Origin of the sequence: Citrobacter sp. Cf125, assembly GCF_030333935.1 — a bacterium.
Classification (GTDB): domain Bacteria; phylum Pseudomonadota; class Gammaproteobacteria; order Enterobacterales; family Enterobacteriaceae; genus Citrobacter; species Citrobacter freundii.
Genome location: NZ_JAOWEY010000016.1, coordinates 1 through 14,816, shown reverse-complemented (window position 1 = coordinate 14,816; position 14,816 = coordinate 1). Strand labels below are relative to the sequence as shown.

At 52.6% G+C, this 14,816-nt stretch carries 16 protein-coding genes; 14 read left to right on the top strand and 2 right to left on the bottom strand.

The genetic code is table 11. The features are described 5' to 3' along the window. Window position 1 precedes the first annotated feature (1 nt). Window positions 2–1,492 (top strand): nicotinate phosphoribosyltransferase, encoded by a 1,491-nt coding sequence (locus OGV89_RS01250; RefSeq protein WP_181825944.1) that lies wholly within the window; start codon window positions 2–4, stop codon window positions 1,490–1,492. Window positions 1,493–1,601: 109 nt separating this feature from the next. On the opposite strand, the gene OGV89_RS01245 is transcribed toward OGV89_RS01250, so the two are convergent. Then, window positions 1,602–3,503 carry an ABC transporter ATP-binding protein gene (locus OGV89_RS01245; RefSeq protein ID WP_181825945.1) on the bottom strand — a complete coding sequence of 634 codons (1,902 nt, stop codon included), beginning with the start codon at window positions 3,501–3,503 and terminating at the stop codon, window positions 1,602–1,604. Between the two features lie 132 nt (window positions 3,504–3,635). On the opposite strand from OGV89_RS01245, the gene kefG reads away from it, so the two are divergent. From kefG to slyD, 4 genes are all read left to right on the top strand, one after another. Continuing rightward, on the top strand, window positions 3,636–4,187 hold the full coding sequence (gene kefG, locus OGV89_RS01240) for a glutathione-regulated potassium-efflux system ancillary protein KefG (RefSeq protein ID WP_003023629.1): 552 nt from the start codon (window positions 3,636–3,638) through the stop codon (window positions 4,185–4,187). Next, entirely contained in the window at window positions 4,187–5,992 is a 1,806-nt protein-coding gene (gene kefB, locus OGV89_RS01235) for a glutathione-regulated potassium-efflux system protein KefB (RefSeq protein WP_003023630.1), read from the top strand. Before kefG ends, kefB begins: the two co-directional genes overlap by 1 nt. A gap of 9 nt (window positions 5,993–6,001) precedes the next feature. Beyond that, window positions 6,002–6,202 (top strand): YheV family putative zinc ribbon protein, encoded by a 201-nt coding sequence (locus OGV89_RS01230; protein ID WP_003023632.1) that lies wholly within the window; start codon window positions 6,002–6,004, stop codon window positions 6,200–6,202. Between the two features lie 94 nt (window positions 6,203–6,296). Then, on the top strand, window positions 6,297–6,902 hold the full coding sequence (slyD, locus tag OGV89_RS01225; protein ID WP_003023634.1) for a peptidylprolyl isomerase: 606 nt from the start codon (window positions 6,297–6,299) through the stop codon (window positions 6,900–6,902). A gap of 199 nt (window positions 6,903–7,101) precedes the next feature. Here the strand turns inward: slyD and OGV89_RS01220 are convergent, their stop codons facing one another. Further along, the gene (locus OGV89_RS01220; protein ID WP_003023639.1) at window positions 7,102–7,320 is read right to left on the bottom strand and encodes a protein SlyX; all 219 of its coding nucleotides are present in this window, start codon (window positions 7,318–7,320) and stop codon (window positions 7,102–7,104) included. Between the two features lie 232 nt (window positions 7,321–7,552). Here OGV89_RS01220 and fkpA point away from each other — a divergent pair, with 232 nt between their 5' ends. From fkpA to tuf, 9 genes are all read left to right on the top strand, one after another. After that, window positions 7,553–8,371 carry an FKBP-type peptidyl-prolyl cis-trans isomerase gene (gene fkpA, locus OGV89_RS01215; RefSeq protein ID WP_003023641.1) on the top strand — a complete coding sequence of 273 codons (819 nt, stop codon included), beginning with the start codon at window positions 7,553–7,555 and terminating at the stop codon, window positions 8,369–8,371. A 167-nt stretch (window positions 8,372–8,538) separates the two neighbouring features. Then, complete coding sequence (locus tag OGV89_RS01210) at window positions 8,539–9,261, top strand: helix-turn-helix transcriptional regulator (RefSeq protein ID WP_003023643.1); 723 nt, start codon at window positions 8,539–8,541, stop codon at window positions 9,259–9,261. Further along, window positions 9,261–9,647: a sulfurtransferase complex subunit TusD gene (gene tusD / locus OGV89_RS01205; protein WP_003023646.1), complete on the top strand. Its 387-nt coding sequence runs from the start codon at window positions 9,261–9,263 to the stop codon at window positions 9,645–9,647. The genes OGV89_RS01210 and tusD overlap by 1 nt, the downstream gene beginning before the upstream one ends. After that, complete coding sequence (tusC, locus tag OGV89_RS01200; protein ID WP_003837966.1) at window positions 9,647–10,006, top strand: sulfurtransferase complex subunit TusC; 360 nt, start codon at window positions 9,647–9,649, stop codon at window positions 10,004–10,006. The genes tusD and tusC overlap by 1 nt, the downstream gene beginning before the upstream one ends. A gap of 7 nt (window positions 10,007–10,013) precedes the next feature. Next, a complete protein-coding gene (gene tusB, locus OGV89_RS01195) occupies window positions 10,014–10,301 on the top strand; it encodes a sulfurtransferase complex subunit TusB (RefSeq protein WP_003023651.1) in 288 nt (95 codons plus the stop codon). Window positions 10,302–10,426: 125 nt separating this feature from the next. Then, on the top strand, window positions 10,427–10,801 hold the full coding sequence (rpsL, locus tag OGV89_RS01190; protein ID WP_003023654.1) for a 30S ribosomal protein S12: 375 nt from the start codon (window positions 10,427–10,429) through the stop codon (window positions 10,799–10,801). A gap of 95 nt (window positions 10,802–10,896) precedes the next feature. Continuing rightward, a complete protein-coding gene (rpsG, locus tag OGV89_RS01185) occupies window positions 10,897–11,367 on the top strand; it encodes a 30S ribosomal protein S7 (protein WP_003023657.1) in 471 nt (156 codons plus the stop codon). A gap of 96 nt (window positions 11,368–11,463) precedes the next feature. Continuing rightward, window positions 11,464–13,578 (top strand): elongation factor G, encoded by a 2,115-nt coding sequence (gene fusA, locus OGV89_RS01180; RefSeq protein WP_003023659.1) that lies wholly within the window; start codon window positions 11,464–11,466, stop codon window positions 13,576–13,578. A gap of 69 nt (window positions 13,579–13,647) precedes the next feature. Further along, window positions 13,648–14,816: elongation factor Tu (tuf, locus tag OGV89_RS01175; protein ID WP_049014834.1), on the top strand; the 1,169-nt coding region annotated here is incomplete at its 3' end.

Below are 14,816 nucleotides of genomic sequence, written 5' to 3'. Positions count from 1 at the left end.
TATGAAAATGAATCCAATTTTAGCTATCGACGGCTACAAAGTGTCTCACCGCGTTCAGTATCCGCAGGGCACCCGTCGCGTATATTCCAACTTTACCCCACGCAGCGATCGCTTTTTCTCCTCGCCGTTGGCGGATGGCAAACTGGTATTTTTCGGCCTGCAGGGGTTTATGCAGTGGTTTTTAGTCGACCTGTTTAATGAGGCGTTCTTTGCCCGCCCGGAAGATGAGGTTGTGAGTGAATACAAACAGGTCATGGATAGCTATCTCGGCAAAGATGCGGTGGCGGTGGACCATATTCGTGCATTGCATCAGTTGGGCTATCTGCCGCTGCATATCAAGGCGCTGGATGAAGGTAGCAAAGTTCCAATGACTGTGCCGGTTTTAACCATTATCAACACCAAACCCGAATTTTTCTGGCTGGTGAATTACCTGGAGACCGTCCTGTCGGCGGAATTGTGGAAAGCGTCGACAAACGCCACGATTGCTCACCATTACCGTAAAATCTGCGCACGCTGGGCACAGAAAACCTGTAGCGACCTGACGCATCTTGACTTCCAGTGCCATGACTTTTCATTTCGCGGTATGTCCGGATTACAGGACACCATGCAGGCGGGCAGTGGGCATTTGTTGAGCTTTAAAGGGACCGACAGTATTCCATCTCTGTTGTACGCCCGCGATTACTACACCGACGGCGAGCCCTATTTTATCGGCGCCAGCATTCCAGCTACTGAACACAGCGTGATGTGTATGGGCGAGCGCGAGCATGAGATTGAAACCTTCCGCCGCCTGATTGCCGATCTCTACCCGCAAGGATTTGTATCGATAGTATCTGATACCTGGGACTACTGGCAGGTGCTGACGGAATTTACTCGCGAACTGAAGAGCATCATTCTGGCGCGTGAAGGTCGTGTGGTATTCCGTCCGGATAGCGGCAACCCGGTAGAGATTCTGTGCGGTACTGGCGAAGATAACGATACAAGCAGCGATCGTACCGCTCAGGAGAAAGGGTCCGTGGAAGTGCTGTGGGAGATTTTTGGCGGTACGATTAACGCCAAAGGTTACAAGGTGCTCGACCCACATGTTGGACTGATTTATGGCGACTCCATCACCCTTGAGCGAGCGAATGAGATCCTGCGTCGTCTGGAAGCGAAAGGCTTTGCCAGTTCAAACGTCGTGTTTGGCGTCGGTTCCTTTACCTATCAGTACAACACGCGTGACACCTTCGGTTTTGCGATGAAAGCGACGTGGGGAGAAGTCGACGGCAAAGGCCGGACGATTTTCAAAGAGCCGAAAACCGATAATGGCCTGAAGCGTTCAGCCCGTGGTCTGCTTCGCGTCACACGTGATGAGCAAGGGGAACTGCGTCTGCATGATGAACAGACTTGGGAGCAAGAGCAGGAAGGGGAGCTGAAAACCCGTTTTCTCAACGGCAAGCTGTTTAACTGCGAGCATTTCGAAGAAATCCGCCAGCGTCTGGCGATGCAAGGCTAAGCTGGGCTTTTGCCGGATGGCGGCTTTGCCTTATCCGGCCTACGGGCAGCAGGCCGCACGCTTTATGTAGGCCGGATCAGACGCGCCAGCGTCGCCATCCGGCAAAACCTTACTCACCCAACATCTGCTCAAGTTGTTCCTGAGCGTCCAGCCAAGCCATTTCACACTCTTCCAGCCCGGATTTCGCACTGGCCTGCTGCTGCAGACAAGCGGTGAGTTCGGCTTTGCGGCTTTGGTCGTACAGTTCGCTGTCGCCGAGTTTCTCTTCCGCCTGAGCTAACTGCGCGTGCAGTTTCTCCATCTCTTTTTCCAGACGGGTGATCTCTTTGCGCAACGGTTGCGTCAGAGTGCGCAGTTCCGCTTCACGACGCTTCTGGTCTTTACGTGCCTGGGCGCTGTTAACGCTCTCTTTCGCTGGTTCGTCGCTCTGATTTTCCTGTTTCTGGACATCGCTCAGCCACTGCTGATAATCCTCCAGATCGCCATCAAACGGCTCGACTTTCTTGTCGTGTACCAGATAGAGGTCGTCGGTGGTGGAGCGGATCAGGTGACGGTCGTGCGAGACGACAACCAGCGCGCCTTCAAAATCGATCAGCGCTTCGGTCAGCGCCTGACGCATATCTAAGTCCAGGTGGTTGGTCGGTTCATCGAGCAGCAGCAGGTTCGGGCGCTGCCAGACGATCAATGCCAGCACCAGACGCGCCTTTTCACCACCGGAGAAGCGGCGAGTCTCTTCGCTGACTTTATCGCCCTGGAAGCCGAATCCACCCAGGTAGTCTCGTAGTTTCTGCTCCAGCTCCTGCGGCGCCATGCGCGCCAGATGTTGAATTGGTGATTCATCGGCGCGTAAAAACTCCAGCTGGTGCTGTGCGAAGTAGCCCAGCTTGATGCCTTTCGCCAGGCCAATCTCGCCGCTGATGGGGGCCAGTTCGCCGGCCAGCAGCTTAATCAGCGTCGATTTACCCGCGCCGTTGCGACCGAGCAGACCGATGCGGGAACCCGGCACCAGGTTCAGTTTGATCGAATCGAGAATGACGCGATCGCCGTAGCCAGCGCTGACCTTTTCCATCTTCAGCAGCGGGTTTGGCAGGCTTTCCGGTTCACGGAAGCTGAAGTGGAACGGGTTGTCCACGTGCGCTGGGGCAATCAGCTCCATGCGTTCCAGCATTTTGATACGACTCTGCGCCTGTTTTGCTTTCGTTGCTTTAGCGCGGAAACGATCGATATAGCTTTGCAGATGTGCCACGCGCTCCTGCTGGCTTTCGTACATTGCCTGTTGCTGCGCGAGGCGGGTCGCACGCTGGATTTCAAACGCGCTGTAGTTGCCGGTGTACTCGAACATGGTTTGCTGTTCGATATGAATAATTTTATCCACCACCGGATCGAGGAAGTCTCGGTCGTGGGAGATCAAGATCAGCGTGCCCTGATAGCTTTTCAGCCATCTTTCCAGCCAGATCACCGCGTCGAGATCGAGGTGGTTGGTAGGTTCATCGAGCAGTAGTAGGTCTGAACGGCATATCAGCGCCTGGGCCAGGTTGAGGCGCATACGCCAGCCACCGGAGAAGTCGCTGACCGGCCGTTCAAGCTGTTCGTTGGAGAAACCGAGGCCATGCAGCAGGCTGGCGGCGCGTGAACGCACGGTCCAGGCGTCGATGGCATCCAGCTTGCCATGGACAGTGGCAATGGCATGTCCATCGTTACGTTCGTTGGCGTCGTTCAACTGCGCTTCCAGTTGACGATATTCGCGGTCACCGTCAATGACGTACTCCAGCGCGGGCTGTGGCAACGCAGGCGTTTCCTGATTCACCCACGCGAGCTGCCAGTTTCCCGGATAGGTAAATCCTCCAGCGTCGGCGCCGAGTTCATTTTTCAGCAATGCCAGCAGGGTAGATTTACCGCAGCCATTTTTACCCACCAGGCCAACCTTCTGCCCTGGATTAATGGTGGCCGTGGCATTGTCCAGCAAGACGCGCACGCCGCGACGAATTTGTAACGATGAGAAAACAATCATAAGGCGCCGTATGTTCAGACTATGTTAATTTATCATTATGATAATGTAATGTGCGGGCCGTTTGCCGCACCGAGGCGCAATGGTAGCCCAAAACGTCGAAAATAGACAAAAGACAAAACCGGGAGGGGGATGATGTTCCAGCCAGCGAAAGTCTTGCTGCTGTATGCCCATCCGGAATCTCAGGACTCGGTCGCGAACCGTGTTCTGCTTAAACCGGCCATGCAGCTCAGCAATGTTACCGTGCACGACCTTTACGCGCACTATCCTGATTTTTTTATCGATATTCCGCATGAACAGGCGCTGCTGCGTGAGCATGATGTGATTGTTTTTCAGCACCCACTCTATACCTATAGCTGTCCGGCGCTGTTAAAGGAGTGGCTTGACCGCGTACTGAGCCGTGGATTTGCCAGCGGTCCAGGAGGGAATCAACTGGCGGGAAAGTACTGGCGTAGCGTTATCACTACCGGAGAACCGGAAAGTGCCTACCGCTATGACGCGCTAAACCGTTATCCAATGAGCGATGTGCTGCGCCCTTTCGAGCTGACGGCCGGTATGTGCCGCATGCACTGGATGAGCCCTATTATCGTTTACTGGGCCAGAAGGCAAACGAAGCAGGAGCTGGACAGCCATGCGAAAGCGTATGGTGACTGGCTGGCGAATCCGATCCCTGTGGGAGGCCGCTGATGGAAGGTTCAGATTTGTTGACAGCCGGAGTGTTGTTCCTCTTCGCAGCGGTGGCGGCGGTACCGTTGGCATCGCGGTTGGGTATCGGCCCGGTGTTGGGATACTTGCTGGCGGGTATTGCCATCGGCCCGTGGGGATTAGGGTTCATCAGCGATGTGGATGAAATCCTGCACTTTTCCGAGCTGGGCGTGGTTTTTCTGATGTTCATCATTGGGTTGGAACTTAATCCGGCCAAGCTGTGGCAACTGCGGCGTTCAATTTTTGGCGTCGGCGCCGCGCAGGTGATGCTGAGCGCGGTGGTGTTGGCCGGATTATTGATGCTCACTGCGTTCTCCTGGCAGGCGGCAGTGGTTGGCGGCATTGGTCTGGCGATGTCATCGACCGCGATGGCGCTGCAGTTGATGCGTGAGAAAGGCATGAACCGCAGTGAATCCGGGCAGTTGGGTTTTTCGGTGCTGCTGTTTCAGGATCTGGCGGTGATCCCTGCGCTGGCGCTGGTTCCGCTGCTGGCGGGGTCTGCTGACGAACATTTTGACTGGATTAAAGTGGGAATGAAGGTGCTGGCCTTTGCCGGCATGCTGATTGGCGGGCGCTATTTGCTGCGTCCGGTTTTCCGCTTTATTGCGGATTCTGGCGTGCGGGAAGTGTTCACCGCTGCCACGCTACTGTTGGTGCTGGGTTCTGCTTTATTTATGGATGCGCTGGGGCTGTCAATGGCGCTGGGAACGTTTATCGCGGGTGTGCTGCTGGCGGAAAGTGAATACCGACACGAGCTGGAAACGGCAATCGATCCTTTTAAAGGACTGTTGCTCGGGCTGTTTTTTATCTCCGTTGGCATGTCGCTCAATCTCGGCGTGCTCTACACCCATATTCTGTGGGTGGCAGCGAGTGTGATCGTGCTGGTGGTCGTAAAAATGCTGGTGCTGTATGTACTGGCGCGTCTTAACGGCATGAGAAGCTCTGAACGGATGCAATTTGCCGGGGTTTTAAGTCAGGGCGGTGAATTCGCTTTCGTGCTGTTTTCAACGGCATCCTCGCAACGGCTGTTTCAGGGCGACCAAATGGCGTTGCTGCTGGTGACCGTCACGCTGTCGATGATGACCACGCCGCTGGTGATGAAGCTGATTGATAAATGGCTCTCCCGCCAGTTTAACGGCACGGATGAGGAAGACGAAAAACCCTGGGTGGAAGATGATAAACCGCAGGTGATTGTGGTGGGGTTTGGGCGTTTTGGTCAGGTTATTGGTCGCCTGTTGATGGCCAATAAAATGCGTATTACCGTCCTGGAGCGAGATATCAGCGCGGTGAATCTGATGCGCAAATATGGCTATAAGGTCTACTACGGTGACGCCACTCAGGTGGAACTGTTGCGCTCTGCAGGGGCAGAGGCGGCACAGTCTATTGTTATTACCTGTAATGAGCCTGAAGACACAATGAAACTGGTGGAACTGTGCCAACAGTATTTTCCGCATTTGCATATTCTTGCGCGAGCGCGCGGACGTGTAGAGGCGCATGAGTTATTACAGGCCGGTGTGACGCAGTTTTCCCGCGAAACGTTCTCCAGTGCGCTGGAGTTGGGGCGTAAAACGCTGGTTACACTGGGGATGCATCCGCACCAGGCCCAGCGTGCTCAGCTGCATTTTCGCCGGCTGGATATGCGCATGCTGCGGGAACTGATCCCCATGCATACCGATACGGTACAAATCTCTCGAGCCAGGGAAGCACGGCGCGAGCTGGAGGAAATTTTCCAACGAGAGATGCAGCAAGAGCGACGTCAGCTGGATGGCTGGGATGAATTTGAGTAGAGGATAATCATGGCAATTCGTAAACGTTTTATCGCAGGCGCAAAATGTCCGTCCTGCCAGTCGCAGGATACGCTGGCGATGTGGCGTGAAAATAATATCGATATTGTTGAGTGTGTTAAGTGCGGTCATCAGATGCGGGAAGCCGATAAAGAGGCGCGCGAGCACGTTCGCAAAGAAGAGCAAGTGATCGGGATTTTTCATCCGGACTAGCGATATGGCGCAGCTTTTTTTAAGCTAGAGGGTACACGGGTGCAGAATTCCGCTACAATCTGCGCCACTATTCTTTCCATGCTCAGGAGATATCATGAAAGTAGCAAAGGACCTGGTGGTCAGCCTGGCCTATCAGGTACGTACAGAAGACGGTGTGTTGGTTGATGAGTCTCCGGTGAGTGCACCGCTGGACTACCTGCATGGTCACGGTTCCCTGATTTCTGGCCTGGAAACAGCGCTGGACGGTCATGAAGTTGGCGACAAATTCGATGTTGCTGTTGGCGCAAACGACGCATACGGCCAGTACGACGAAAACCTGGTGCAGCGCGTTCCTAAAGACGTCTTCATGGGCGTTGACGAACTGCAGGTTGGCATGCGTTTCCTGGCTGAAACTGACCAGGGTCCAGTACCGGTAGAAATTACCGAAGTGGAAGACGACCACGTTGTGGTTGACGGTAACCACATGCTGGCTGGCCAGAATCTGAAATTCAACGTAGAAGTTGTTGCTATCCGCGAAGCGACCGAAGAAGAGCTGGCTCACGGCCACGTTCACGGTGCGCACGGTCACGACCACGATCATGACCACGGTCATGACGGTTGCTGCGGTGGACACGGCCACGACCATGGTCACGAGCACGGCGGCGAAGGCTGCTGCGGCGGTGGCGGTAAAGGTAACGGCGGCGGCTGCGGTTGCCACTAATACCCTTCGTCTTTCAACCCACAGCGGTGTTGGCTGCGCTTTCGAATCCTGGTCACATAGTTATCTATGCTCCCAGGACTTCCTCAAGCTTGCCGCCTTGCTGTGATTTGAAATCCTTTGGGTATATGTGAGTAGATCCGATAAGCGTTAGCGCTTTCGGACACAAAAAAAGCGGGGATATCCCCGCTTTTTTTACGTCTCAATAATGTGGCGGAGGGGTCTCTTCAGACTGCGACGCGATGTGGGACGGTTGCGTTGCTTTGAGCTTTTCCGTCAGCAGACGCAGATGGTCGCGCAGTTTGGCCATTTCCAGTTCATGCGCGGTCACCGTCACGTTGAGCTCTTCAATGGTTATCTCCTGAAATGCCAGGCGACTTTCCAGTTCAGCCAGGCGAGTTTCCATTGTTGTATCCTGCATGATTCACCTCTTTCTTTTTTCTCCGGCAGATCGCGGACTGCGGCGAATTCTACTTAACTTTGCCTGTTTGCACAGCACTCAATCTTCGGTAACGAAACTAATTTAAACAAAAAGAGTCTGAAAAGTGGTGATAATAGGGCGTGCCTGTATGTTGATTTGTTCTGCAACGCTTTATAGTACATTTTTATGTTAGTTAACCCTGGGGTGAGATGCCCCGGCCCTGGAGATATGGATGAAATCACTGTTTAAAGTAACGCTGCTGGCGACCACAATGGCTGTTGCTCTGCATGCCCCGATCACCTTCGCTGCTGATGCTGCGAAACCAGCCGCTACTGCTGACAGCAAAGCAGCATTCAAGAATGACGACCAAAAAGCCGCTTACGCGCTGGGCGCGTCCCTGGGTCGTTATATGGAAAACTCTCTGAAAGAGCAGGAAAAGCTGGGCATCAAACTGGATAAAGATCAGCTGATCGCTGGTGTTCAGGATGCGTTTGCAGACAAGAGCAAACTGTCTGACCAGGAAATCGAACAAACTCTGCAGGCGTTTGAAGCGCGCGTGAAGAGCTCCGCTCAGGCAAAAATGGAAAAAGACGCGGCTGACAACGAAGCCAAAGGTAAAGTTTACCGCGAGAAATTTGCTAAAGAGAAAGGCGTTAAAACCTCGGCTACTGGCCTGGTCTACAAAGTAGAGAAAGAAGGTACCGGCGCTGCACCGAAAGACAGCGATACCGTGGTTGTTAACTACAAAGGTACGCTGATCGATGGTAAAGAGTTTGATAACTCTTATACCCGTGGTGAGCCGCTCTCTTTCCGTCTTGACGGCGTGATCCCGGGTTGGACTGAAGGCCTGAAAAACATCAAGAAAGGCGGCAAAATCCAGCTGGTTATCCCACCGGATCTGGCTTACGGCAAAACGGGCGTTCCGGGCATTCCGGCCAACTCTACGCTGGTCTTTGATGTTGAACTGTTAGACATCAAACCGGCACCGAAAGCTGACGCGCAGCCAGATGCTGCACCGGCAGATAAAGCTGCAGACAGCAGCAAAAAATAAGCTAACAGAAACCGCCGCCCACAGGGCGGCGGTTTTTTATTATCGACAGGATATAATTAATACTGGAAAGCGCCTTGTGCGCTGTATTACTTTAGATGCCCCTATAATAGTGATGAGCCTGCCCTGACAACATAACGACAGGCTCCTGAAAAGGAGTGCTTTTTTTCATGTCCAGGTCGCTTTTAACCAACGAAACCAGTGAGCTAGATTTGCTGGATCAACGTCCTTTCGATCAAACCGACTTCGATATCCTCAAATCCTACGAAGCGGTAGTGGACGGGTTGGCGATGCTCATTGGTTCCCATTGTGAAATCGTATTGCACTCTTTGCAGGATTTGAAATGCTCGGCCATCCGCATTGCTAACGGTGAACACACGGGCCGTAAAATTGGCTCACCGATTACCGACCTTGCGTTGCGTATGCTGCATGATATGACGGGTGCGGATAGCAGCGTGTCGAAGTGTTACTTCACACGTGCGAAAAGCGGTGTCTTGATGAAGTCGGTGACGATTGCCATTCGCAACCGTGAGCATCGCGTGATTGGTCTGCTGTGCATCAACATGAACCTTGATGTCCCTTTCTCGCAGATAATGAATACCTTTATCCCACCGGAAACCCCGGAAGTGGGCTCTGCCGTCAACTTCGCTTCTTCGGTGGAAGATCTGGTTACCCAGACGCTGGAATTCACAATCGAAGAAGTGAATGCCGATCGCAATGTTTCCAACAACGCGAAGAACCGCCAGATCGTCCTGAATTTGTATGAGAAAGGCATCTTCGATATTAAAGATGCCATCAACCAGGTCGCTGATCGGCTGAACATCTCCAAACATACGGTCTACCTCTATATTCGTCAGTTCAAAAGTGGCGATTTCCAGGGGCAAGATAAGTAATGCGTTTTGCCATCATGGTGACGGGGCCTGCGTACGGCACGCAGCAGGCGAGCAGCGCGTTGCAATTTGCTCATGCGCTACTCAAAGAAGGGCATGAGCTAAGCAGCGTCTTTTTCTATCGTGAAGGTGTGTATAACGCCAACCTACTCACTTCGCCTGCCAGTGATGAATACGATCTGGTACGGGCCTGGCAACAGCTGAACCAACAGCATGGTGTAACACTGAATATTTGCGTGGCTGCGGCGTTGCGACGCGGCGTGGTTGATGAGACTGAGGCAAAGCGGCTGGGGCTGGCAGGAGCTAATTTACAATCAGGTTTTAACCTCAGCGGGCTTGGATCGCTGGCTGAGGCATCCCTGACCTGCGATCGCGTGGTGCAATTCTGATGAAACGTGTTGCTTTTGTCTTTTCTACCGTGCCGCACGGCAGCGCATCTGGCCGTGAAGGGTTAGATGCATTGCTGGCGACCTCTGCATTAACGGAAGACCTCGGCGTGTTTTTTATCGGTGATGGCGTCTTTCAAATCCTTCAGGGACAGCAACCGGATGCCGTGCTGGCGCGAGACTATATCGCGACCTTCAAGCTGTTAGGGTTGTACGATATCGATCAATGTTGGCTCTGCGCTGCCTCATTACGCGAGCGGGGCCTTCAGCAGGGGAGTAATTTTGTGATCGATGCGACAGCGCTTGAACCGGAAGATTTACGCCGTGAGTTAGGCAACTATGACGTCATTTTAAGGTTTTGAGACTCTCATGCTGCACACACTACATCGCTCCGCGTGGCTTACCGATTTCTCCTCTCTTCTTCGTCTGATTGATAAAGACGATGAACTTTTATTGCTCCAGGATGGCGTGACGGCAGCAATCGAAGGAAGCCGTTTCCTTGAAAGTCTGCAAAATGCCTCCATTAAGGTCTATGTACTGGAAGAAGACATTAAGGCTCGCGGGTTGAGCGGTCAAATTTCAGACAGTGTCGTCAGGGTTAGCTATACTGACTTCGTCAGACTTACGGTGAAGCATCCCAGCCAGATGTCCTGGTAATTGTGGGATCGTTGTATATTTCTTGACACCTTTTCGACACCGACCTAAAATTCTGCGTCCTCATATTGTATGAGGTCGTTTTATTACGTGTTTACGAAGCAAAAGCTAAAACCAGGAGCTATTTAATGGCAACAGTTAACCAGCTGGTACGCAAACCACGTGCACGCAAAGTTGCAAAAAGCAACGTGCCTGCGCTGGAAGCATGCCCGCAGAAACGTGGCGTATGTACTCGTGTATATACTACCACTCCTAAAAAACCGAACTCCGCATTGCGTAAAGTTTGCCGTGTTCGTCTGACTAACGGTTTTGAAGTGACTTCCTACATCGGTGGTGAAGGTCACAACCTGCAGGAGCACTCCGTGATCCTGATCCGTGGCGGTCGTGTAAAAGACCTCCCGGGTGTTCGTTACCACACCGTTCGTGGTGCGCTTGACTGCTCCGGCGTTAAAGACCGTAAGCAATCACGCTCCAAGTATGGCGTGAAACGTCCTAAGGCTTAATGGTTCTCCGTTAAGTAAGGCCAAACGTTTTATATTAATGTCAAACTAAACTCTTAGAGTTTTGGACAATCCTGAATTAACAACGGAGTATTTCCATGCCACGTCGTCGCGTCATTGGTCAGCGTAAAATTCTGCCGGATCCGAAGTTCGGATCAGAACTGCTGGCTAAATTTGTAAATATCCTGATGGTAGATGGTAAAAAATCTACTGCCGAAACTATCGTATACAGCGCGCTGGAGACCCTGGCTCAGCGTTCTGGTAAAAACGAACTGGAAGCTTTCGAAGTAGCTCTCGAAAACGTGCGCCCGACTGTCGAAGTTAAGTCTCGCCGCGTTGGTGGTTCTACTTATCAGGTACCAGTTGAAGTCCGTCCGGTCCGTCGTAATGCTCTGGCAATGCGTTGGATCGTTGAAGCTGCTCGTAAACGCGGTGATAAATCCATGGCTCTGCGCCTGGCGAACGAACTTTCTGATGCTGCAGAAAACAAAGGTACTGCAGTTAAGAAACGTGAAGACGTTCACCGTATGGCAGAAGCCAACAAGGCGTTCGCACACTACCGTTGGTAATCCCTTCGGAGTTTTAGTCACCAGGCGGGCGCTTCTAGTAAGCAGCCCGCTTTGGGCTACTTAAATTGAACGCCTAAAAGATAAACGAGGAATCAAATGGCTCGTACAACACCCATCGCGCGCTACCGTAACATCGGTATCAGTGCGCACATCGACGCCGGTAAAACCACTACTACCGAACGTATTCTGTTCTACACCGGTGTAAACCATAAAATCGGTGAAGTTCATGACGGCGCAGCCACCATGGACTGGATGGAGCAGGAGCAGGAACGTGGTATTACTATCACCTCCGCAGCGACTACTGCATTCTGGTCTGGTATGGCTAAGCAGTATGAACCGCATCGCGTAAACATCATCGACACCCCGGGGCACGTTGACTTCACTATCGAAGTAGAACGTTCCATGCGTGTGCTTGATGGTGCAGTAATGGTTTACTGCGCAGTTGGTGGTGTTCAGCCTCAGTCTGAAACCGTATGGCGTCAGGCAAACAAATATAAAGTTCCGCGCATTGCGTTCGTTAACAAAATGGACCGTATGGGTGCGAACTTCCTGAAAGTTGTTGGTCAGATCAAAACCCGTCTGGGCGCGAACCCTGTTCCGCTGCAGCTGGCAATTGGCGCTGAAGAAGCGTTCACCGGTGTTGTTGACCTGGTGAAAATGAAAGCCATCAACTGGAACGAAGAAGATGCAGGCGTAACCTTCACTTATGAAGATATCCCGGCTGACATGCAGGAACTGGCTGAAGAATGGCACCAGAACCTGATCGAGTCCGCTGCAGAAGCTTCAGAAGAGCTGATGGAGAAATACCTGGGTGGTGAAGAACTGACTGAAGAAGAGATCAAAAAAGCTCTGCGTCAGCGTGTTCTGAACAACGAAATCATCCTGGTAACCTGTGGTTCTGCGTTCAAGAACAAAGGTGTTCAGGCGATGCTGGATGCGGTAATTGATTACCTGCCATCCCCAGTAGACGTACCTGCGATCAACGGTATTCTGGACGACGGTAAAGATACTCCTGCTGAGCGTCATGCTAGCGATGACGAGCCGTTTGCTGCTCTGGCATTCAAAATCGCTACCGACCCGTTCGTGGGTAACCTGACCTTCTTCCGCGTGTACTCTGGTGTGGTTAACTCCGGTGACACCATCCTGAACTCTGTGAAAACTGCACGTGAACGTTTCGGCCGTATCGTACAGATGCACGCTAACAAACGTGAAGAGATCAAAGAAGTTCGCGCGGGCGATATCGCTGCTGCTATCGGTCTGAAAGACGTGACCACTGGTGACACTCTGTGTGACCCGGATCATCCGATCATTCTGGAACGTATGGAATTCCCTGAGCCGGTAATTTCCATCGCGGTAGAACCGAAAACCAAAGCTGACCAGGAAAAAATGGGTCTGGCTCTGGGCCGTCTGGCTAAAGAAGACCCGTCATTCCGCGTATGGACTGACGAAGAATCTAACCAGACCATTATCGCTGGTATGGGTGAGCTGCACCTCGACATCATCGTTGACCGTATGAAGCGTGAATTCAACGTTGAAGCGAACGTCGGTAAACCTCAGGTTGCTTACCGTGAAGCGATTCGCGCGAAAGTTACCGATATCGAAGGTAAACACGCTAAGCAGTCTGGTGGTCGCGGTCAGTACGGTCATGTTGTTATCGACATGTACCCGCTGGAGCCGGGTTCAAACCCGAAAGGCTACGAGTTCATCAACGACATCAAAGGTGGTGTAATTCCTGGCGAATACATCCCGGCCGTTGATAAAGGCATCCAGGAACAGCTGAAATCTGGCCCGCTGGCTGGTTACCCGGTTGTTGATCTGGGCGTGCGTCTGCACTTCGGTTCTTACCATGACGTTGACTCCTCTGAGCTGGCGTTTAAACTGGCCGCTTCTATCGCCTTCAAAGATGGCTTTAAGAAAGCGAAACCAGTTCTGCTTGAGCCTATCATGAAGGTTGAAGTAGAGACTCCGGAAGAGAACACCGGTGACGTAATCGGTGACTTGAGCCGCCGTCGTGGTATGCTTCGTGGTCAGGAGTCCAACGTCACTGGCGTTGTTATCCATGCTGAAGTTCCGCTGTCTGAAATGTTCGGATATGCAACTCAGCTGCGTTCTCTGACCAAAGGCCGTGCTTCTTACTCCATGGAGTTCCTGAAGTACGACGATGCGCCGAACAACGTTGCTCAGGCCGTTATTGAAGCCCGTGGTAAATAATCCACAGGATTAAAACCTAAGTCCCGTGCTCTCTCCATAGGGGAGAGCACTATAGTAAGGAATATAGCCGTGTCTAAAGAAAAATTTGAACGTACAAAACCGCACGTTAACGTCGGCACCATCGGCCACGTTGACCACGGTAAAACTACCCTGACCGCTGCAATCACTACCGTACTGGCTAAAACCTACGGCGGTGCTGCTCGTGCATTCGACCAGATCGATAACGCGCCGGAAGAAAAAGCACGTGGTATCACCATCAACACTTCTCACGTTGAATATGACACCCCGACTCGCCACTACGCACACGTAGACTGCCCGGGCCACGCCGACTATGTTAAAAACATGATCACCGGTGCTGCGCAGATGGACGGCGCGATCCTGGTTGTTGCTGCGACTGACGGCCCGATGCCGCAGACTCGTGAGCACATCCTGCTGGGTCGTCAGGTAGGCGTTCCGTACATCATCGTGTTCCTGAACAAATGCGACATGGTTGATGACGAAGAGCTGCTGGAACTGGTAGAAATGGAAGTTCGTGAACTTCTGTCTCAGTACGATTTCCCGGGCGACGACACTCCGATCGTTCGTGGTTCTGCTCTGAAAGCGCTGGAAGGCGAAGCAGAGTGGGAAGCGAAAATCATCGAACTGGCTGGCTTCCTGGATTCTTACATCCCAGAACCAGAGCGTGCGATTGACAAGCCGTTCCTGCTGCCTATCGAAGACGTATTCTCCATCTCCGGTCGTGGTACGGTTGTTACCGGTCGTGTAGAGCGCGGTATCATCAAAGTTGGTGAAGAAGTTGAAATCGTTGGTATCAAAGAGACTGCTAAGTCTACCTGTACTGGCGTTGAAATGTTCCGCAAACTGCTGGACGAAGGCCGTGCTGGTGAGAACGTTGGTGTTCTGCTGCGTGGTATCAAACGTGAAGAAATCGAACGTGGTCAGGTACTGGCTAAGCCGGGCTCTATCAAGCCGCACACCAAGTTCGAATCTGAAGTGTACATTCTGTCCAAAGACGAAGGCGGCCGTCATACTCCGTTCTTCAAAGGCTACCGTCCGCAGTTCTACTTCCGTACTACTGACGTGACTGGTACCATCGAACTGCCGGAAGGCGTAGAGATGGTAATGCCGGGCGACAACATCAAAATGGTTGTTACCCTGATCCACCCAATCGCGATGGACGACGGTCTGCGTTTCGCAATCCGTGAAGGCGGCCGTACTGTTGGTGCGGGCGTTGTTGC